This window comes from Streptomyces sp. NPDC041108 (genome assembly GCF_055592645.1).
This window is the reverse complement of the sequence record NZ_JBVIYK010000034.1, coordinates 1-19,577: the sequence shown is the minus strand read 5'-3', so window position 1 is coordinate 19,577 and position 19,577 is coordinate 1. Positions and strand designations below refer to the sequence as shown.

Annotated in this window: 13 protein-coding genes; 3 read left to right on the top strand and 10 right to left on the bottom strand. The window is 70.0% G+C overall.

The window, feature by feature from the left end:
* Nucleotides 1-232: 232 nt before the first annotated feature.
* Together ACZ6BB_RS41065 and ACZ6BB_RS41060 are read right to left on the bottom strand one after the other, a co-directional pair.
* Complete coding sequence (locus tag ACZ6BB_RS41065; protein WP_471620191.1) at nt 233-901, bottom strand: haloacid dehalogenase type II; 669 nt, start codon at nt 899-901, stop codon at nt 233-235.
* 470 nt (nt 902-1,371) lie between these two features.
* Nucleotides 1,372-2,589 (bottom strand): RsbRD N-terminal domain-containing protein, encoded by a 1,218-nt coding sequence (locus ACZ6BB_RS41060; protein WP_471620190.1) that lies wholly within the window; start codon nt 2,587-2,589, stop codon nt 1,372-1,374.
* Between the two features lie 344 nt (nt 2,590-2,933).
* Here ACZ6BB_RS41060 and ACZ6BB_RS41055 point away from each other — a divergent pair, with 344 nt between their 5' ends.
* The 3 genes from ACZ6BB_RS41055 (at nt 2,934) to ACZ6BB_RS41045 (ending at nt 10,368) form a co-directional block, all read left to right on the top strand.
* Nucleotides 2,934-5,960, top strand: a complete 3,027-nt coding sequence (locus ACZ6BB_RS41055) for an aminotransferase class III-fold pyridoxal phosphate-dependent enzyme (RefSeq protein ID WP_471620189.1) — start codon at nt 2,934-2,936, stop codon at nt 5,958-5,960.
* 387 nt (nt 5,961-6,347) lie between these two features.
* Nucleotides 6,348-7,445, top strand: a complete 1,098-nt coding sequence (locus ACZ6BB_RS41050; RefSeq protein WP_471620188.1) for an ABC transporter substrate-binding protein — start codon at nt 6,348-6,350, stop codon at nt 7,443-7,445.
* A 226-nt stretch (nt 7,446-7,671) separates the two neighbouring features.
* Complete coding sequence (locus ACZ6BB_RS41045) at nt 7,672-10,368, top strand: SpoIIE family protein phosphatase (RefSeq protein WP_471620202.1); 2,697 nt, start codon at nt 7,672-7,674, stop codon at nt 10,366-10,368.
* 44 nt (nt 10,369-10,412) lie between these two features.
* Here the strand turns inward: ACZ6BB_RS41045 and ACZ6BB_RS41040 are convergent, their stop codons facing one another.
* From ACZ6BB_RS41040 to ACZ6BB_RS41005, 8 genes are all read right to left on the bottom strand, one after another.
* On the bottom strand, nt 10,413-11,147 hold the full coding sequence (locus tag ACZ6BB_RS41040) for an SDR family NAD(P)-dependent oxidoreductase (protein WP_471620187.1): 735 nt from the start codon (nt 11,145-11,147) through the stop codon (nt 10,413-10,415).
* Nucleotides 11,148-11,195: 48 nt separating this feature from the next.
* Entirely contained in the window at nt 11,196-12,605 is a 1,410-nt protein-coding gene (gene aspA, locus ACZ6BB_RS41035) for an aspartate ammonia-lyase (protein WP_471620186.1), read from the bottom strand.
* A 91-nt stretch (nt 12,606-12,696) separates the two neighbouring features.
* Nucleotides 12,697-13,980 (bottom strand): NAD(P)/FAD-dependent oxidoreductase, encoded by a 1,284-nt coding sequence (locus tag ACZ6BB_RS41030; RefSeq protein WP_471620185.1) that lies wholly within the window; start codon nt 13,978-13,980, stop codon nt 12,697-12,699.
* 48 nt (nt 13,981-14,028) lie between these two features.
* Nucleotides 14,029-14,694 carry a haloacid dehalogenase type II gene (locus tag ACZ6BB_RS41025; RefSeq protein WP_059085101.1) on the bottom strand — a complete coding sequence of 222 codons (666 nt, stop codon included), beginning with the start codon at nt 14,692-14,694 and terminating at the stop codon, nt 14,029-14,031.
* 45 nt (nt 14,695-14,739) lie between these two features.
* The gene (locus ACZ6BB_RS41020; RefSeq protein WP_471620184.1) at nt 14,740-15,678 is read right to left on the bottom strand and encodes an aldo/keto reductase; all 939 of its coding nucleotides are present in this window, start codon (nt 15,676-15,678) and stop codon (nt 14,740-14,742) included.
* On the bottom strand, nt 15,675-17,135 hold the full coding sequence (locus tag ACZ6BB_RS41015) for an aldehyde dehydrogenase family protein (RefSeq protein WP_471620183.1): 1,461 nt from the start codon (nt 17,133-17,135) through the stop codon (nt 15,675-15,677). The genes ACZ6BB_RS41020 and ACZ6BB_RS41015 overlap by 4 nt, the downstream gene beginning before the upstream one ends.
* Entirely contained in the window at nt 17,132-18,085 is a 954-nt protein-coding gene (locus ACZ6BB_RS41010) for a succinylglutamate desuccinylase/aspartoacylase family protein (RefSeq protein WP_471620182.1), read from the bottom strand. The genes ACZ6BB_RS41015 and ACZ6BB_RS41010 overlap by 4 nt, the downstream gene beginning before the upstream one ends.
* 23 nt (nt 18,086-18,108) lie before the next feature.
* Nucleotides 18,109-19,491, bottom strand: a complete 1,383-nt coding sequence (locus ACZ6BB_RS41005; RefSeq protein ID WP_471620181.1) for an aminotransferase class III-fold pyridoxal phosphate-dependent enzyme — start codon at nt 19,489-19,491, stop codon at nt 18,109-18,111.
* Nucleotides 19,492-19,577 lie beyond the last annotated feature (86 nt).

Sequence of the window (19,577 nt, the reverse complement as noted above, 5' to 3'; positions counted from 1 at the left end):
GGAACTACGGTGGGACAGAAGACCTCCGTGCGGTGAAGACTCGACACCTCCACCACACCGGAGGTCTTCGCCATGACCAAGCCCGGCCAGTGTCAACACGCTCGTGATCAATACACCTGGTCCCCCTCCACCAGGACGACGTGGGCGCCCTTGCGTGCCGCGTCCGCGTGGTAGCCCATGGACAGGCCGGTGAGACGCCGCCTACTACCACCCCATCTCCTGGTTCCCGGCCTCAGCAGCCGAGGAGGGCCGGCAGGCCGGACAGGTCGGGCAGCTCGTCGTAGGGCCGGTAGTCGGCGCTGCCGCTGTGGAATTCGTAGCGGTTGATCCACACACGGCGAGCGAGGCCGAGGTCGCGGGTGGGCACGAGGTCGTACTCCCAGCCCTGCGCCACGTGGATGACCTGGGCGGGGTCGATGTCCATGGCCTGGAAGGCGTACTCGAAGGTCTGCCGGGACGGCTTGTACGCCTTGGCCTGCTGGGCGGTGACGACATGGTCGAACTCGACGCCGATGTTGGCCAGGTTCTGGGCGATGAGGTCGTCGTCCGTGTTGGAGATGATGGCGATCTCGTACCGGGACTTCAGCGCCCGCAGGGCTGCCGGGACCTCGGGGTGGGGGCCGAAGGTGGGCACGGCCTCGACCAGGGCCTCACCGTCGGACTTCCGGTACTCCAGGCCGTGCAGACGCATGGCTGCCTCCAGGCTGGAGTGCAGCACCTCGCGGAAGGGGCGGTAGGCCTCCAGGACGGCCTGGAACCGCATGACGCGGAAGTCGTCGAGGAACTCGTCGACGTTGAGGCCGTCCAGGTCCAGCCTGTCGGCCAGGACCTTCAGGGTGGTGGGGCCGAGCTGGAAGTCGACCAGGGTGCCGTAGGCATCGAAGGTGACGATCTGACGCATGGCGTTCAACCTCTTTCAGGAAATATGGGACACCCCGTTCCCTGAGGGTCCCGATCTCGTCGAGTGCGGCGGGGTCCGCCGCTCCGGGGGCAAGGCGGCTGCCGCGATATCGGCGGCGACCTGTCGGGAAGGCACGGGGGCCGAGGGGTGCCCGAGTCACTGCTCCGAGTGCGAGGAGTCCTCTCCGACCCGGGGTGATGCGTCAGTGAAGCACCGCGCAGAACGCGGCAACAAGGGACATGAGGCCGCGAGATCAACCGCGTATCTTGTGCCTGTGCACAATCCGTCGCCAGGGACAGCCTGTTGCCAGGGAACTGCATGTTGCCAGGGACAGCATGCAGTTCCTGCAGAACCGCATGCGTCTGCGAGAGGCACCATGAGCGGTTCCGGCACGAACTGCCGCCGCTGCGCGCATGCGCGCAAGGGTGCGTGACCTCTGACCGCCACGCCTTGGCTGTGGGCCTCTCGGATCAGGACACCGTCGCCCGGAAGCGGGCGCCCGCGTCCGTCTCCAGCCAGGCCAGGGCGAGGACCAGCCGGGCGGCGTCGTGCGGTCGGGACAGCTTCAGCCCGGTCGCCTCTTCCGCGGCCTGCAGGCGATTGCCCACCGTGTTCCGGTGACGGTAGGTGCGTGCGGCCACCTCGGCAACCGAGCCCAGGTCGAAGTACCAGCGCAGGGTCTCGAGGATGCTGTCGCGGTCGCGCAGCCCGAGGAGCGGGCGCAGCACACCGGCGGCCATCGCACCGGTGAGTTCCTCCTGCGCCGACATGATCGCCCCGACCCAGTGGCCCTCCACATGCCGCACCCCGGGCTGGGCGGAGCTGCGGATCGCGGCACGCGCGAACCGGATGCCCCGTGCCGTCAGCGCCAGCCCGGGGACTTCCGCGACGCCGCAGCGCCACGGAGCGAACGGCCGGAGCATGGCGAGCATGGTCTCCTGATCGCACCGTCCGTGACGGACGATGCCGAGGAGTTCGTCGCCCATCCATCCGAAGTGGTGCAGCAGGTCGCCCCGACGCAGCGCACCGTCGACCTGAGACAGAGCCGGGTCTTCGACAGGAACGGATTCGACCACGACCACGGTCAGGGCCACGTGCTCGGAGAAGCCCAGCAACGTCGAGGCCTCGGCGACCGTGGAGACATCGTGCTCACCTTCCAGGACGAGACGGCTGAAGGCGCGGTTGCGCACCTCCTTCCGACGGCTCGCCAGGTCGCGCTCGGTGCGGCGGTAGGCGTCGACGACTTCGGCGCTGTTGGCCTCCGTCGCCTCCCATACGCGGATCAGTCCGTCGAGGAAGTCGGGATCGGCGCTGATGCCACGTGCTCGCCCCTCCGCGAGCACGGCCTCCCACAGGGTCCTGAGGTCCAGCTGGAAGGAGTGCATCAGAGCGGTCAGGGGGAACGCCTGTTCCGCGCGCTCGCGTCCCACGTCCTCGGTGGCGCGCGAGACCGTCCGGGGCAGGGGACCGCCGGCCAGCCGGGTCAGGGCGAGTTCGAGCGTTCGTCGCATCCCCTCACGCTTCTGGACCGGGTCCCAGTCCGCCGACGCGTAGGCGGCTTCCTCGGCTTCCAGCTTCTCGAGAGCACGAGAGGTCAGTTCGTCGAGTCGTTCGTCGAGGAGCCGGCGCGCGATCGCCTGGACGGCGTCCTGGCGGGGCCCACCCTGACCGCGTTCCGGGTCACTCATGAGGACCGCCTCTCCCGATGACAGCCGAGATTGTGCACAGGCACAAAATACAAGGTCGATGTCGCGGCCCCGCGTCCCTTGTTGCCGTATTCACCTCGGTGTTCCACTGAGGCATCACCTCGGGCTGCAGAGGGCTCGTGACCAGCGCGTGGAGCAGCTGCTGGCCGGCCGGCTCGGCTGCCTTGGTCATCGCCTCCTGGTGGGAGCGGGATCGAGATCACCCAGGACTCCCCCGGAGACTACGCCGAGCTCAAGGCGAGGGCCGAGGACCGTCACGCCCCCCTGCAGCCGTACACGGGGCCCACGGTGAGTGAAGCGACCTGACGACGAGAGAGAACGCACCGATGACCTCAGCGACCACCACCGGCCTGGACGGCACGGCCATCCCAGGTCACACAGGCCAACTACCGGGCTCGCTCCTCGATCAGGTGCTGCGGCAGTCCTTCGGACTCGAGGGATATGTCCAGCACCCACTGGGAGGGGAGGTCGACCAGAACGTCCGGATCACCGGCGACGACGGCATGCGCTACTTCGTACGGGTCACCCGCGCGGAGCCGGACTCGGCCGACGTCCTCTGGCAGAACGCACTCCTCCAGCATCTGGCTTCCACCGTTCCCGACCTTCCGGTGCCACGACTGGTCCCGACACGCGAGGGGAAGTTCCTCGCCGGCGTCGTCCACGAGGGCCGAACGCATGTGGTCCGCGTGATGAGCTGGCTCGAGGGCCGGGTCCTGGCGGATCTCGACGACCATCCCGCGGCGCTTCTGCGTCAGCTGGGAGAAGCCGCTGGACGGCTGAGCCTCGGACTCTCCGGCATGGAGCCACCGGTGGGCCTGGAACCGCACGACTGGGACATGCGCCGGGCCTCCGAGATCGTGGAGGCGTCGCTGCACGCTGTACAGGACGCGGACCGGCGGGAGTCGGTGCGCACGATCATGGGCTGGTACGACGATCTCCTGCCGGCATGGGACCGACTGCCGCGGAGCGTCGTACACCAGGATCTCAATGACGCCAACGTCCTGGCCGACGCCGACGAGGACGGGGTGCTGCGGATCTCGGGCATCGTCGACCTGGGCGACTCGCTCTACAGTGTGCGCGCGGCGGAGGTGGCGATCGCGGCGGGTTACGCCATGGTCCGCAAGGCCGACCCGCTCGCCGCGGCGGCCGAAGTGGTGGCCGGCTTCCACTCGGTGCTCCCCCTCACGGCGGAGGAACTGGCGGCTGTCTATCCCCTGGCGGCCGCCCGGCTGTGTATGAACGCCGTGACGTGGACGCGCCGGGTCGCCGAGAGCGACACGCCGTACGGGCGGACCCGCATGCAACACACCTGGCCGACGATCGCGCAGGTGGCCGAGGTCTGCCCCGACGTCGCCGAGGCGATGTTCCGGGTCGCCTGTGGGCTCCCCCGGACGCCGGAGCAGGAGGGCTTCGAAGACGTCCTGGCGGAGGCGGCCCGAGACGGTGCCCCACGCACACCGGCCCCCCGGTTGCTCGACCTGCGACCGGCCAGTGATCTCTACGACGAAGTCGACTGGCACGACGCGAGGGCCATGCGCGCGCGCATCGACGACGCCCTCGGCGGACGGCGGCGGCGGGGCTACGTGCCCCACCTCAGCGCCTCCCTGCTCCTGGGGGGCCGGCGCCGCCCGGGAGCCGACGAGCCCGCGACGGTTCAGATCGGCGGCTCGCTGATCGTGGCCGACGCCGAGGAGGTCTCCAGCCCGCTGTCCGGCGTCGTCGAGGCCCGCGGTGGCCCCGGTATGCCGTTGGTGCTGCGACATGCGGTCCAGGGTGTGGAGTTCTGGACGTGCTGGTGGGGGCTCGACGACTCGCCGCCCGTCGCGGCGACAGTCCCGGCCGGGGCGCCGTTGGGACGGGCCCGCGCGAGCCATGTGACGGACCCCCTCGGACCTCGCGTCCAGGTACAGGTCCACCGCACCGCACGGATGGCCACGTGGCCGCCGCCTCGTGTCGTGCCGCCTTCCGCACGGCAGGTGTGGAGCCACCTGTCACCCGACCCCGCCCGGCTCCTCGGGTGCACCGAGTCCCCCGCCGCCACCCCCACCATCGACGACGTCGTCTCAGTGCGCCGTCGCCACATCGCCCGCTCCCAGCGCAACTACTACCGCGACCCGATGAACCTGGTGCGTGGGCGGGACGTGTGGTTCCACGACGAGGACGGCCTGGCCTATCTGGACTCGCTGAACAACGTCACCCACGTCGGCCATGCCGAACCACGGGTGACGGCCGCCGCCACCCGGCAGCTGCGCAAGCTCAACACCAACAGCCGTTTCGTCTACCCGCAGATCGCCAGTTACGTGCGGAAGCTGGTGGCCACGCTGCCCGACCCGCTCGAGGTCGTCTTCCTCGTGTGCACGGGCAGCGAGGCGAACGACCTGGCGCTGCGGATCGCCCGCCAGGTGACGGGTCGGCAGCACATCGTCAACATCGACGGCGCGTACCACGGCAACACCGGCGTGGTGACCGGGATCAGCCCGAACCGTTACAAGGGCCCCGGCGGCGCCGGTGCACCCGCGACCACCCACGAGGTCGTCATCCCGGACCGCTACCGCAGCGCCTACGGGTACGACGACGCGGACGCCGGAGCCAAGTACGCGCGCGACGCCGCGGCCGTCATCGAGCGGATCTCGGCCGACGGCCGGCCCCCGGCCGCCTTCATCGCCGAGTCCCTGATGGGATCGGGCGGGAACATCGTGTTCCCCGACGGCTACCTCGACGGCGTGTTCACCGCCGCCAGGCGGGCGGGCGCCCTGTGCATCTCCGACGAGGTCCAGGTCGGCGTCGGACGACTCGGGCCCTGGTGGGGTTTCGAGCTCCAGGGGGTGGTCCCGGACATCGTCACGATGGGCAAGCCGCTCGGGAACGGGCATCCCCTCGCGGCGGTGGTCACGACTCGGGAGATCGCCGACGCGTTCGACACGGGCATGAAGTACTTCAACACCTTCGGCGGCAACCCGGTCTCCTGCGCGATCGGCGAGGCCGTGCTCGACATCGTCGAGCAGGACGGGCTGAGGGAGAACGCCGTGAGCGTGGGCGGGTACTTCGCCCAGTCGCTGCGCGAACTCCAGCAGCGCCAACCGCTCATCGGTGATGTGCGGGCGGAAGGGCTCTACCTCGGCGTCGAACTCGTCCGCGACCGCACCACCAGAATGCCGGCGACCGAGCAGGCCTTCATGGTCACCGAACTCATGAAGGAGCGAGGCGTCATCGTCTTCCCCAACGGCGTGCACGACAACGTACTGAAGATCAAACCGCCCATGACCTTCCGCCGCGAGCACGTGGATCTCTACGTCGACGCGCTGGACGAGGTCCTGTCCCTGCCCGAGCTGCGCTCGGCCGTTCAGTCCTGAGACGGGCAACCGTCGACGGAGGCAACGGACGGGAGCGGCCCGCGAAACGCGAGTACCGCCCCGCGGCCGGCTCAGCTGGCCGGTGCGTGCGGCAGGAGGCGGGGGCTGGGCTCGGCGTCCGCGTGGTCGAGCGCGTTGACGGACTCGCTACGGCGCCCGACTCGATCTGTCCCGATCTTGATCCATCTCGACAAGTGAACTCTCAACCAATGAGATCGAAGTCCAGGTCACGCCATCCGTGACGGATGGCCCTACCATGGCGTGACCGGGCTCACCTCGCCCGGGCTGCCCCATGATCCGGCCTTCGCCCACGCGACAGCGTGGGCGGCGCCTCCGTGAACAGCCCCATCGGTGGGCGCCGCAAACCGGCTTCGCGGGAGGCGCACGGTGACGGAGGTCAGGATCGGCCGCAGGGCGTTCCTGCGCGCGGTCGGCGGAACCGCGGCAGGCATCGCCGCCACTTCCCTCACCGCATGCGGCGACGGTGCCCGACACGACGGTGATGCCCCCGGGAGCAGCAAGACGCTCGTCGTCCGCGATATCGGCGGCGCCTACGGCGCGGCAAACCGCGAGGCGGTCTACGAGCCGTTCAGCAAGGAGACCGGTATCAAGGTCGATGTGGTCAACATCCCCCGGTACGCGCAGATGCTCGCGCAGATCGAGGAGGGCCGGCCGCAGTTCGACCTCATCGACATCGACATGAGCGCGCTGGCTCGTTTCGAGAGGGCCGACGCCACGCTGGAGCTCGACTACGACCGGCTGGAGAACGCCAGGAACGCGGGCATCGCCGACTCCCTGCTCACCTCCCACGGCGTCGGCAAGAACTACTGGGCCAGTGTCATGGCCTACCGCACCGACCAGTTCGACGGGAGAGCGCCCCGGTCATGGGCGGACTTCTGGGACACGCGCGTGTTCCCGGGCGGCCGTGCCCTGCAGAGCCCGGACGCGGGCCCGCCGGAGCTGGAGTTCGCCCTTCTCGCCGACGGCGTCGCCCTCGACCGGCTCTATCCCCTCGACATCGACCGCGCCTTCCGCGCCCTCGACGCCGTAAGGGACGACGTACGGGAATTCTGGGTCGACGGTGCCACGCCGGGTGACCTGCTGGAACGCGGAGAGGTCCTGCTCTCCAGCGTCTGGCACGGGCGCCCGAGCGTGCTCATCAAGCAGGGCGCACCGCTGGCGTACCAGTGGAACGGCGCCCGCCGCCAGAGCAGCGGCTTCGGCATCCCCAAGGGCGCACGTAACGTCGACGCCGCCTACCGGCTCATCGACTTCGCCCTGCGCCCCGAGGTACAGTCCGATTTCGCCAAGGCCTATCCCATGGGCCCGGTCGTACCCGCCGCCTACAGGTACCTGCCCAGAGAGGCCGCGGACCTGGCCAGCTCCCCGGAGCACCTGTACACCGGTTTCGACCTCGACGTCGACTGGTGGGTGAAGAACATGGAAGACGTGACCAAGCGCTGGCAGGAATGGGCGCGGCCCTGACACGGCGGGAGCGGGCCCGGAGCCCGCGTGACCTCGCCCTCCCGATGCCACAGCCCCGTGCGCCGCGCCGGAGGAGCGTCCCGTGAAGAGGAAAAGCGTCACTGATCGGCTGTCCGATCTCTTCGCCCGCCGGCGTCCGCGTGCGGTGTCCCCCTCCGCGCCACGCGAGCGCGGGGAGGGACTCCGGGAACCCGACACCTCGTCGCAGGGACCCCCGGCGCGTTCCGTGCTGAATCCGCGCAGCGTGGCAGGGCAGGTGTTCCTCTGGCAGTTGCTGCTGGTCGTCCTGTTCGGCGCCGCGGCGGGCGTGGCGCTCGTCCTGCAAGCCCGGTACACGAGTACGCAGGAGGCCCGCCAGCTCTCGCTGGGAGTCGCCCAGACCTTCGCGCGTGCCCCCGGGACGGTCGACGCGATGAAGTCGGCCGACCCGAGCGCCGTACTGCAGCCCCGGGCGGAGGAGACACGCAAGCTGACGGGCGTCGACTTCGTCGTCGCCATCGATCCGCGGGGATATCGCTGGACCCACCCGGACCCGAGCCTGATCGGGGAGCATGTCTTCGGCCTTCGCGAGGGGGCGGCTGCCGGCCGGCCCTTCACCCAGGATTTCGAGGGCAGCCTCGGCCTGGCTGTGGAATCCACAGTTCCGGTCTTCGACACCAGTGGGGAGAGGATCGTCGGCTTCGTGTCGGTCGGGGTGACGGTCAAGAGCGTGAACGCCGTCGTGCGGCACCAGATGCCGCTCCTGCTGGGTTCCGTCGGCGGGGCACTGGCCCTGGTCACGGGAGGTACGGCACTGGTGTCGCGCCGTCTGCGTCGCCAGACCCACGGTCTGGACCCGGCCGAGATGACCCGGATGTACGAACACCACGACGCGGTGCTGCACGCGGTGCGGGAGGGGGTCCTGATCGTCGGCGGTGACGGACGGCTGCTGTTGGCCAACGACGAGGCACGACGCCTGCTGAACCTGCCCGTGGACGCCGAGCAGCGCCGCGTCACGGAACTGGGCCTGGAAACAGAGACCACGGAGCTGCTCCGCTCGGGCCGGACCGTCACCGACGAGATCCATCTGGCCGGTGACCGACTGCTCGCGCTCAATATCCGGCCCGTCGACGGACACGGTGGCCGGCGTGGCAGTGTGGCCACGCTGCGCGACACCACTGAGTTGCAGGCCCTGGCGGGCCGGGCAGCCGTGACCGGGGAACGGCTCCGCCTGCTGTACGAAGCGGGAGTGCGCATCGGCACCACGCTGGACGTGAAGCGCACCGCCGAGGAACTGGCCGCCGTGGCTGTCCCCCGATTCGCCGAGGTCGTCACGGTCGACCTTCAGGATCCGGTCCTGGAGGGTGACGAGCCGGCCGGGCCGAGCCCTGAGATGCGCCGCACGGCGGTACACGGGGTGAAGGGGGCCTGGCCTCTCTACCCGGTGGGCGAGCTCATCCGCTTCCTGCCCGGTAACCTCACGGCCGTCAGCGTCCAGCACGGCCGGCCCCTCATGGTCGCCGACCTGACCACCTCGCACGAGTGGCGGGCTCAGTCCCCCGAACGCGCCCGGCGCATCCTGGACTCCGGTCTCCATTCCCTGATCACCGTGCCCCTGCAAGCCCGCGGCGTGGTGCTGGGGATGGTCAACTTCTGGCGTGTGGAGCAGGACGCCTTCGGAGAAGAGGACCTGGCGTTCGCCGAGGAACTCGCCGCCCGCGCCGCGGTGGCCATCGACAACGCCCGCCGCTACACCCGCGAGCACGCCCTCGCCGTGACCCTGCAGCGCAGTCTGCTGCCACGCTCCGTGCCCGACCAGTCAGCCGTCGAGGTCGCCCACCGCTATCTGCCCGCCCGGGCCGGCGTGGGCGGCGACTGGTTCGACGTCATTCCGCTGCCCGGGGCCCGGGTCGCGCTGGTCGTCGGCGATGTCGTCGGCCACGGTCTGCACGCCGCGGCCACCATGGGCCGGCTGCGCACCGCGGTGCGCACCTTCTCGTCCCTGGATCTCGCACCGGACGAGTTGATCAGGCATCTGGACGAGCTGGTCACCCGGGTCGACAGCGAAGGGGGCGACGGCGAGGGGAACGACAGCGGCGCCATCACGGGAGCGACCTGCCTGTACGCCGTCTACGACCCGGTGGCCGGGCGGTGCTCGCTTGCCAGGTCCGGGCACCCGGAACCGGTCCTGGTGCACCCGGACGGCACGGTCGAGCAGATGCGGGTGCCTGTCTCCCCGCCGCTGGGGCTGGGCGCCGGCCTGCCCTTCGAGAGTGCCGAGTTCACCCTGCCCGAGGGTTCCCAGCTGGTCCTGTACACCGACGGTCTGGTCGAGGACCGGAACCGGGACATCGACACCGGTCTGGACATGCTGCGCGAGGCCCTGGCAGGCCCGGGCCGGACCCCGGACGAAACGTGCCGGGCGGTCCTCGATGCCCTGTTGCCGGCCCGTCCGAGCGACGACATCGCCCTGGTCGTCGCGCGGACCCGCCTGCTGGATCCCTCCCTGGTCGCCGACTGGGAGGTGCCCGCAGATCCCGCCGCCGTCGCCGGGATCAGAGCCGATGTGGCCCGCCGCCTCACGGAGTGGGGGCTGGAGGATCTCGCCTTCGCAACCGAACTCGTGATCAGCGAACTGGTCACCAACACCATTCGCTACGGCGCCGAGCCAAGACGGCTGCGGGTGCTCCGGGACGGCTCCAGCCTGATCTGTGAGGTCGCCGACGGCAGCAGCACCTCACCGCACCTGCGCCGGGCGGCCGACACCGACGAGGGCGGGCGGGGCCTGTTCCTCGTCGCCCAGTTCACGCAGCGCTGGGGCACCCGGTACCTGCCCCGCGGCAAGGTGATCTGGACGGAGCAGTCGCTCCACAGCGCGTCGGCCGAACCCGACGCGGACATGACCGAGGCGCTGCTGGACCAATGGAGCGACGCGGACTGGTGACGCGCGGTCGGGCCGGGGCATGACCGGCGCTCGCGCCGTGGGGCTCAGAACGCCGTGTAGCCTCCGTCCACGGGCAGGACGGCGCCGGTGACGTACGACGACTCCGGGCAGGCGAGAAAGAGGACCGCGTCGGCGACCTCCTCGGGTGTGGCGAGCCTGCGGAGCGGGATGGAGTCCTCTCTGACGCGCCGGTAGGCAGCGGGGTCGGGGCGTCGCTGGAACGAGGCCTCGATGATCGGCGTCATGGTCAGACCGGGCGCCACCACGTTGACGCGGACGCCTCGGGGCGCCCATTCGATGGCGGCGCCGCGGGCGAGCGCGATGAGGCCGCCCTTGGCGGCGGAGTACAAGGTCTGGTTCGGCATGCCGACCATGCCGAGGCGAGAGCTGACGCACACCATCGACCCCCCGGACCGGGGAGCCAGCGGCATCAGGTGCTTCATCACCAGGAAGGCGCTCAGGAGGTTGCTGTGGAGCACATCGCGTGCGTCATCGGCGGTCGTCTCCGAGAGCGGGCCGGACTTCTGAAGTCCGTGGCAGAGGACGACCACTCCTACGTCACCGAAATGATCCACCGCTCCGGCGGCGAGTTCGCAGACGAAGGACTCGTCATTGAGGTCGCCCGGGAGGTAGAGATCGTCCGGGTGGCTCTCGGGCAGCTCGGGTCGCCGTCCGGTGAGCAGCAGGTTGGCGCCCTCGCGACGGAAGTGGGAGGCCACCGCCTGCCCGATGCCGCTCGATGCTCCGGTGATCACGGCGTTCACGCCCTGCAGTCTCATGTTCGTTCCTCCTCAGTCGCCGACGTGCCGATACCGGTCTCAGCGGCGTCAGGGCAGTACCTGACCACTGCCGGCGACGACCTCTGGCCGCAGCAGGCAGGCGAGTGTTTCGGCAGGCAACAGGCCTTTCTCCAGGACGAGTTCGGCCACGCCCCGGCCGGTGGCGAGCGCCTCCTTGGCGATGTCGGTGGCCGCCGTGTAGCCGATGTAGGGGTTGAGGGCGGTGACCAGGCCGATGGAGTTCTCCACGCTCGCGCGCAGTGCCTCGGTGTTGGCGGTGATGCCGTCCACGCAGCGCTCCGCGAGCGTCAGACAGGCGGCCCGCAGGTGGGTGATGGACTCCGACAGGGAGTGCAGGATGATCGGCTCGAAGGCGTTGAGCTGGAGCTGTCCGGCCTCGGCGGCCATGGTGATGGTGACGTCGTTGCCGATGACCTCGAAGGCGACCTGGTTGACGACCTCGGGGATCACCGGGTTGACCTTGCCCGGCATGATCGACGAACCGGCCTGCACCGGCGGCAGGTTGATCTCGCCGAGACCCGCGCGCGGACCGGACGACAGCAGCCGCAGGTCGTTGCAGCTCTTGCTGAGCTTGACGGCGATGCGCTTGAGGACGCCGGACATCTGCACGAACGCGCCGCAGTCCTGGGTGGCCTCCACCAGATTGGCGGCGGTGACCAGCGGCAGCCCGGTGATCTCCGCGAGGTGGCGGCGCACCGACTCTGCGTACCCGGCGGGGGCGTTCAGCCCCGTGCCGATGGCCGTCGCACCCAGGTTGATCTCATGGATCAGTTCGACGGCCTCGGCAAGACGGGACCGGTCCTCGTCGATCATGACGGCAAACGCGGAGAACTCCTGACCGAGGGTCATCGGCACCGCGTCCTGCAACTGTGTACGGCCCATCTTGAGCACGGCGCGGAATGCGACGGCCTTACGGGCGAACGCGTCCTGAAGTACGGCCATGGCCTTGAGCAGCCCGCGCACCGCGAACACCGTCGCGATCTTCACGGCGGTCGGGTAGACGTCGTTGGTGGACTGGCCGAGGTTGACGTCCTCGTTGGGGTGCAGGTGCCGGTACTGCCCCTTCTGGAACCCCAGCAGCTCCAGCGCCCGGTTGGCGACGACCTCGTTGGCGTTCATGTTGGTCGACGTGCCGGCGCCGCCCTGGATGACGTCCACGACGAACTGGTCGTGCAGCTTGCCGGAGCGGATCTCCCGGCAGGCGGCGACGATGGCGGCGGCCTTCTTCGCCTCCAGCAGCCCGAGCTCCTCGTTGGCAAGGGCGGCGGCCTCCTTGACGGCGGCGAGGGCGTCGATGAGGTGCGGGTAGGCGGAGATCGGCGTCCCGGTGATGGGGAAGTTCTCGGTGGCGCGCAGCGTGTGAACACCCCAATGGACATCGGCGGGAACGTCCCGGTGGCCGAGCAGATCGTGCTCGATGCGGGTGACGGCGGTCATGGGGCTCGGGCCCTCTCTCGGGAGGCATGGTGGGGCCTTCCGCGCCGCTGCACGGAAGGCCCCGCGGTGTCACCGGTGTGTCGGCACCTGCTCAGAGAAGGCGGTCCTTCGCCTTGTAATAGGCACCGCCGAACGGCAGGAACCAGGGTGTGCCGTTGTAGAAGGGGACGGGCACCTTCGGGAAGCCGAAGCCGCGCAGCGGGTTGGCCTCCGGGTTGCCGTCCATCATCTCGGCGACCGCGCGGCCCATGTACGTGGCCATCTGGACCCCGTGGCCGCAGTAACCCATGGAGTAGTAGAGGCCGTTGACCTCGCCCGCGTGCGGAATGCGGTCCCAGGAGAAGCCGACCATGCCACCCCACACGTAGTCGATGCGCACCCCCGCCAGCTGCGGGAAGATCTCCGTCATCTCCCGCTTGAGGATGTCCCCGCTCTTGACGTCGGACGCCGGGTTGGACGGGGCGAAGCGGGCCCGGCCGCCGAAGGCGAGGCGGTTGTCCGGGGTGAGACGGATGTAGTTGCCGACGTTCTTATGGGCGACCAGCAGGCGGCCGTTGGGGATGAGCTCCTTGGCGCGCGCCTCCCCCAGCGGCTCCGTGACGATGACGAAGCTGCCGACGTTGATCAGCCGCTTGCGGAACCACGGCATCGAATTGTCGGTGTAGGCATCCGTCGCCGCCATCACCTGCTTGGCACGGATGGTGCCGCGCATGGTCTCCACCACGAAGCCGCCGCCAGGGAGGCGGGTGAGGCCGGTGGCGGCGTTGCGCTCGTGGATCTCGGCACCGGCACGCTCGGCGGCGTCTGCCAGGCCGACGACGAACTTGCCCACGTGCAGGGCTGCGCCGAGCGGGTCGAGCAGAGCGCCGTGGTAGTAGTCCGAGCCCAGCTCGGCGCGCAGCTCGCTCTTGCTCAGGACGACCGTCTCGTGGCCGAAGTTCTCGGCCAGGTCGCGCTGCTTGGCGTGCATGCCCTCGAGGTGCTTGGGCTTGCAGGCCAAGCCGAGGCGCCCGGCACGGTGGAAGTCGCAGTCGATCTTCTCCTTGACCGCAATCTCCTCGACGAGGTCCACTGCGACGCGGAACGCGTCGTAGAGCTCGCGAGCACGTTCCTGCCCGTAGCGCTGGCGGGCCTGGGCCGGGCTGATGGTGATGCCGGGGTTGCAGTGGCTGCCGTTGCGCCCGGAGGCTCCCGAACCAACCTGGTCCTTCTCGACCAGGACGACCCGGGCGCCCTTGCGGGCGGCGTGGTAAGCGGTGGACAGGCCGGTGAGGCCGCCGCCGATCACCACCACATCCGCCTCGTCGGGCAGGTCCTTCCCGGAACGGTCGGGCAGGGCGGGGGCTGTGTCCATCCAGTAGGGGATCTGCTTCATGGCGTGCGTCCTCTGTGTTCTCGGTCTGTTTCGCCGTTGCGCCGTCGGTCAGCAGCCGAGCAGCTTCGGCAGGCCCGACAGGTCGGGCAGCTCGTCGTACGGCTGGTAGTCGGCGCTGCCCTTGCGGCCGTAGCGGTTGATCCACACCCGGCGCTTCAGGCCCAGGTCGCGGGTCGGGATGTGGTCGTACTCCCAGCCCTGGGCGACGTGGATGACCTGCGACGACTCGACACCCATGGTCCGGAAGGCGTGCTTGAAGGTCTGGCGGTCCGGCTTGTAGGCGCCGGCCTGCTGGGCGGTGATGACGTAGTCGAACTCGACGCCGATGTTCTCCACGTTACGCGCGATCAGGTTGTCGTCGGAGTTGGAGATGATGGCGATCTCGTACTTGGTCTTCAGCTGCCGCAGGGCCTCCGGGACCTCCGGCCAGGGGCCGAAGGTGGGGACGGCGTCCACGAGGGCCTCGCCGTCGGTCTCCCGGTACTCCAGGCCGTGCAGGCGCATGGCGTTGCGCAGACTGGAGTGCAGGACCTCGTGGTAAGGGCGGTAGGCCTCCAGGACGGCCTGGAAGCGCATGACGCGGAAGTCGTCGAGGAACTCGTCGACGTCCAGGTTGTCCAGGTCGAGCCGGTCCTCCAGGACCTTCAGGGTGGTGGGACCGAGCTCGAAGTTGATCAGGGTGGCATAGGCGTCGAAGGTGACGATCTCTCGCATGGTGTCCAGCCTTGCTCTCTCGGGGTTTTCTGAGGGGTGGGGACTTCAGACGACGCGTTCGCCGGGGGCGACGATCGCGTCGAGCTCGGCCAGGTCGGCCGGGCTCGGTATCCAGTCGGCCGCCGCCGCGTTGGCGGTGACCTGTTCGGGGGTCATGGCTCCGCAGATGACGGAGCCGACGGCGGGCAGGGCCGCCAGTGCGCCGACCGCGACCCCGAGGAGGGTCAGGCCACGGTCGGTGCCGTACCGGGTGAGCGCCTCGGCCCTGTCCAGGGCCGCGTCGGTGAGCCAGCCCTGGCGCCAGGACAGGCGGCTGCCGGGCGGGGGCTCCTCGCCGCGGCGGTACTTTCCGCTGAGCAGGCCGTTGGCCAGCGGGTAGTACGGCAGCAGTCCGAGGCCGTGGTGCAGACAGGCCGGGATCAGGTCCTGTTCCGCCTCGCGGTCGAGCAGGTGGTAGCGCGCCTGGGTGGACACGAAGGCGTACGTGACCTGATCGGCCGGGAGGTTGGAGCAGCCGATGTAGCGGATCTTTCCTTCGTCGACCAGCTCCTGGAGCGCGGCGACCGTCTCCTCCAACGGCGTGACGCCGTCCGGTTCGTGGTACTGGTACAGGTCGATACGGTCCGTGCCGAGCCGGCGCAGTGATGCCTCCACCGCGTACCGGATGTAGGCACGGGCTCCGCGCGGACCGTACAGGTCGGCATCCCGGTTCATCGCCATGCCGAACTTGGTGGCGAGCACGATGTCGTCCCGGTGGCCCTTGAGGGCGGCGCCCAGCAGGCGTTCGCCGTCACCGCGCGAGCCACCCCGCTCACCCGACCCGCCGTACATGTCGGCGGTGTCGAACAGGGTGATCCCGGCGTCGAGGGCGGCGTGGACGACGGCCTTCGTGCCGTCCTCGTCGAGACGGCTGCCGAAGTTGTTGCCGCCCACGCCGACCACCGAGACGGTCGGACCGCGCTCACCGAGCGTGCGGTATCTCATGACCGGTTGCCGAACCCGATACAGACGTTCTTGGTCTGCAGGTAGCTCGCCAGGCCTTCGAGGCCCTTCTCGCGGCCCCAGCCACTGTGCTTGTAGCCGCCGAAGGGAAGCTCGACGCCGGTGCCGACGCCGGTGGCGTTGACATACACCTGGCCGGCCCGGATGCCCTCCGCCATGCGCATCGCCTTGTCGATGTCACGGGTCCACACGTAGGAGGCGAGGCCGTACGGGCTGTCGTTGGCGATCTCCAGCGCCTCGTCCGCGTCGTCGAACTCGATGACCGTGACGACGGGGCCGAAGATCTCCTCGCGGGCGCAGCGGGCCTGGTTGTCGAGCCCGGTCAGGACGGTCGGCTCGACGAAGTAGCCGTCGGCCAGCTCGGGGTCCGAGGGAGCGCCCCCGCCGGCCCGCGCCACGGCGCCCTCCTGCCGTGCCAGTTCCAGGTAGCCGAGGACCCGGTCTCGCTGTCGTGCGGCGACGAGCGGGCCGACGTCCGGGTCGGTGAGACCCGGGCCGAGGCGCAGGGACGCGACGTGCGCGACGAGCTTGTCCAGGAACTCCTCGGCACCGCGCTGGAGGAGCAGCCTGGTGCCGGCCGAGCAGGTCTGCCCGGCGTTGCCGAACGCGGAGGCGGCGACGGCGCCGAGCGCCAGGTCGAAGTCGGCGTCGGCGAAGACGACGACCGGCGACTTGCCGCCCAGCTCGGTGACCGAGGGCACCACGTTGGCGGCGGCCGCCTGGGCGACCTTGATGCCGGTGGGCACCGAGCCGGTGAAGGTGACCTGGTCGATGTCCGGGTGGCCGGCGAGGGCCGCGCCCGTCTCGCCGTCACCCGGGACGACGTTCAGGACGCCCGGCGGAAGACCGCACTCCAGGGCGATCCTGCCGATCTCCAGCGGGGTGAGCGGCGCCTCGGGTGAGGGCTTGAGCACCACCGTGCAGCCCGCGGCCAGCGCCGGGGCGGAACCCCTCGCGGTGTTCTGCAGCGGATAGTTGAACGGGATGATCTGGCCGGAGACGCCGATCGGCTCACGGACGGTGTAGTCGATCAGGCCGGGGCCGAGGGGGATCGTCGCGCCGCCGAGCTTGTCGGCGACGCCCGCGTAGAACTCGAAGTAGCGGGCGGCCGCTTCGACATCGGCCTTCGCCTGGCGAAGCGGCTTGCCGACGTCCTGGCTCTCCAGGCGGGCCAGCCGTTCGCCCTGGTAGCGGATGGCCTCGGCGATCCGATACAGGATGCGCCCTCGGTCGGCGGCACGCATCCCGGCCCACTCGGGAGCGGTGAAGGCCGCGCGCGCGGCGGCCACCGCCTGGTCCACGTCCGCCTTGCCGCCCAGCGCCACCTGGGCGATGGCCGTGTCGTTCGACGGGTCGAGGACGGTGAAGGAGCGTCCGTCGGCGGCCGGGACCTGCTTGCCGTCGATGAGCAGCTCGGTCAGCTGCAGTTCGCCGGTCATGGCTGGATCTCCCCGAGCACCTCGCCGAAGATGACGACCTCGTCGCCCGGGCGGACCGTGCGGATCCGGCGGACCCAGAGCACGATGCCGTCCTGCGGCGCGCTGACCTCTTCCAGCGTGTTGCCGTAGTGGTCGGTGATGGTGGCGATCAGGTCGCCTTCCTTGCAGGTCTCCCCCGGCTCGGCGCGGGCGACGAAGAAGCCGCCGGAGGCGGAGCGGGCGAAGGTGCCGGAGACGGTCGTGTAGGTGTCCCGCAGCTCCGCCTCGCCGTCGACCAGGCCGAGGCTGCGCAGGATGTTGCGGATCGACTTCATGTGCTGCTCGACGTTGGTCTCGCGGTACGTGGCGCCACCGCACTCGATGGTGATGGCGGGCTTGCCCGCTTCGAGGACGGGGTGGCGGACCGTGCCGCCCCACTTGCCGCCCTTCCAGACCAGCTCGTGCCCGGCGGCGAGCGCCAGGTCCGTCGCCAGGTCCTCGTAGCCGCCTTGGAGGATGACCAGCGGGGCGATCTCGCCGTAGGCACCACCGGTGTGCAGGTCGACCACGGCGTCGACGGCCGGCACGACCTGCTCCACGAAGGTGGCGGCCAGCCGCTGCGAGTAGGAGCCCTCCGCGTCGCCGGGGAAGATGCGGTTGAGGTTGAGATGGTCGATGCCGCTGGCGCGGGCGGCCGCCTCGAAGGCCGGGGTGTTCATGCAGGGGATGCCGACGACCGTGCCACGCAGGGTGGCCGGGTCGATCTCGGCGAGCACGCGGCGGATTGCCTCCTGGCCGTCGTACTCGTCGCCGTGCACGCCGGCGTCCACACACAGGACGGGGCCGTCCTGGACGCCGTTGACGACGATCAGCGGAATGCCGAGCTCCACGCCGTAGCTGCTGGTGCCGACCGGGATAAGACCTTGGGCGCGCTCGCCCGGGGCGACGGTCAGCGGACCGATGGAGTACATGTGCTTCCTTCCCAAAACGTGGATCAGATACGGGTGGACGCCTCGGCGAGGGTGCCCGCGATGATCGCGGCGATACGGTCGAGGACGGCCCGGTCGCTGATCAGCGGGGGCGCGATCTGGACCAGCGGCGCGGAGCGGTCGTAGACGCGGGCCAGCAGGCCGGCCTCACGCAGTCGGCGCGGGATCAGATCGCCGATCAGAGCGGCTCGGGCCTTGGCGCTGAAAGCACCGCCGTCGAGGTCGCCGACGAGTTCGCAGGAGTAGAAGAACCCGGTGCCCCGGACGTCGCCGACGATCGGGAGGTCCTTGAGCGCCTCCATGCGCTTGGCCAGGTCCCCCTGGAGACCGCGGACGTTGTCCAGGATGCGGTCCCGCTCCATGATCTCCAGGTTGCGCAGGGCGATGGCCGTGCTCAGCGGGTGCCCGGCGAAGGTATAGCCGTGGTTGAGGACCGCGCCCGGCCGGTTGATGACGTCGGTGATCTTGGCGCCGACCAGGGTCGCGCCCAGGGGGGCGTATCCGGCGGTGATGCCCTTGGCGACGGTGACCATGTCCGGGCGGGCGCCGTAGCGGTCCCCGCCGAACCACTCGCCGACCCGGCCGAAGGCCGTGATGACCTCGTCGGCGACGAGCAGGAAGCCGTACCGGTCGGCCAGCGCCCGCAACCCCTGCCAGTAACCCTTGGGCGGCGTGATGCAGCCGCCCCGGTTCTGCACCGGCTCGGCGATGAGCATCGCGACGGTCTCGGGGCCCTCGGTCAGGATCGCGGCCTCCAACTCCGCGAGCAGCCATGCCGTGTACACCTCGTCGTCCGCGAACTCCGGTGCGAGGCCGTGGCGGTCGGTGTTCGACACGAACCGGGTGTCGATGGCCGGCGGACCGTACGGCTCCGTCAGGCCGGGGTCGTCGGTGAGCGACAGCGCGCCGACGGTCAGGCCGTGGTAGGCGCCGCGCCGGGCGATCGCCTTGGTGCGACCGGGCTCGCCGCGCAGGACGTGGTAGCGACGGGCTATCTTCCAGGCGGTCTCTACGGCTTCGGCGCCGCCGCTCGAGAAGAAGGTGTGCTCGATGTCGACGGGGGCGATCCGGGACAGCCGCTCGGCGAGTTCGATGGCCGAGGGGTGCGCGGAGCCGGTCCACAGTGGGCTGTAGCACAGCTCGCGCAGCTGCCGTTCGGCTGCCTCGGCGAACTCGGGGCCGTAGGAGTAGCCGAGCTGGCAGCAGTACAGCCCCGACAGGCCGTCGATGTAGCGCTTGCCGTCCGCGTCGTCGACGTACGGGCCCTCCCCTCGCTGGACGACGAGGAGGTCTTCGCCCTCGTGGCCGAGCGATCCGTTGGCGGTCATGTTCAGCAGCAGGTGCCGCTGAGCGGTGGCCGCGGTCAGCTGAGCAGCGACGGTGGTCATACGGCTTCGCCTCCGGGGGTGGCGACGCCGACGGTGTTGTCGACGGAGAGGAGGGAGTCCTGTCGTCCGGTGCCGAGCCAGCGGAC

Excerpts from the sequence above, each read along its gene's own strand:
- ACZ6BB_RS41065 (WP_471620191.1), bottom strand. The coding sequence starts at position 901 with ATGCGTCAGATCGTCACCTTCGATGCCTACGGCACCCTGGTCGACTTC.
- ACZ6BB_RS41060 (WP_471620190.1), bottom strand. The coding sequence starts at position 2,589 with ATGAGTGACCCGGAACGCGGTCAGGGTGGGCCCCGCCAGGACGCCGTC.
- ACZ6BB_RS41055 (WP_471620189.1), top strand. The coding sequence starts at position 2,934 with ATGACCTCAGCGACCACCACCGGCCTGGACGGCACGGCCATCCCAGGT.
- ACZ6BB_RS41040 (WP_471620187.1), bottom strand. The coding sequence starts at position 11,147 with ATGAGACTGCAGGGCGTGAACGCCGTGATCACCGGAGCATCGAGCGGC.
- aspA (WP_471620186.1), bottom strand. The coding sequence starts at position 12,605 with ATGACCGCCGTCACCCGCATCGAGCACGATCTGCTCGGCCACCGGGAC.
- ACZ6BB_RS41030 (WP_471620185.1), bottom strand. The coding sequence starts at position 13,980 with ATGAAGCAGATCCCCTACTGGATGGACACAGCCCCCGCCCTGCCCGAC.
- ACZ6BB_RS41025 (WP_059085101.1), bottom strand. The coding sequence starts at position 14,694 with ATGCGAGAGATCGTCACCTTCGACGCCTATGCCACCCTGATCAACTTC.
- ACZ6BB_RS41020 (WP_471620184.1), bottom strand. The coding sequence starts at position 15,678 with ATGAGATACCGCACGCTCGGTGAGCGCGGTCCGACCGTCTCGGTGGTC.
- ACZ6BB_RS41015 (WP_471620183.1), bottom strand. The coding sequence starts at position 17,135 with ATGACCGGCGAACTGCAGCTGACCGAGCTGCTCATCGACGGCAAGCAG.
- ACZ6BB_RS41010 (WP_471620182.1), bottom strand. The coding sequence starts at position 18,085 with ATGTACTCCATCGGTCCGCTGACCGTCGCCCCGGGCGAGCGCGCCCAA.
- ACZ6BB_RS41005 (WP_471620181.1), bottom strand. The coding sequence starts at position 19,491 with ATGACCACCGTCGCTGCTCAGCTGACCGCGGCCACCGCTCAGCGGCAC.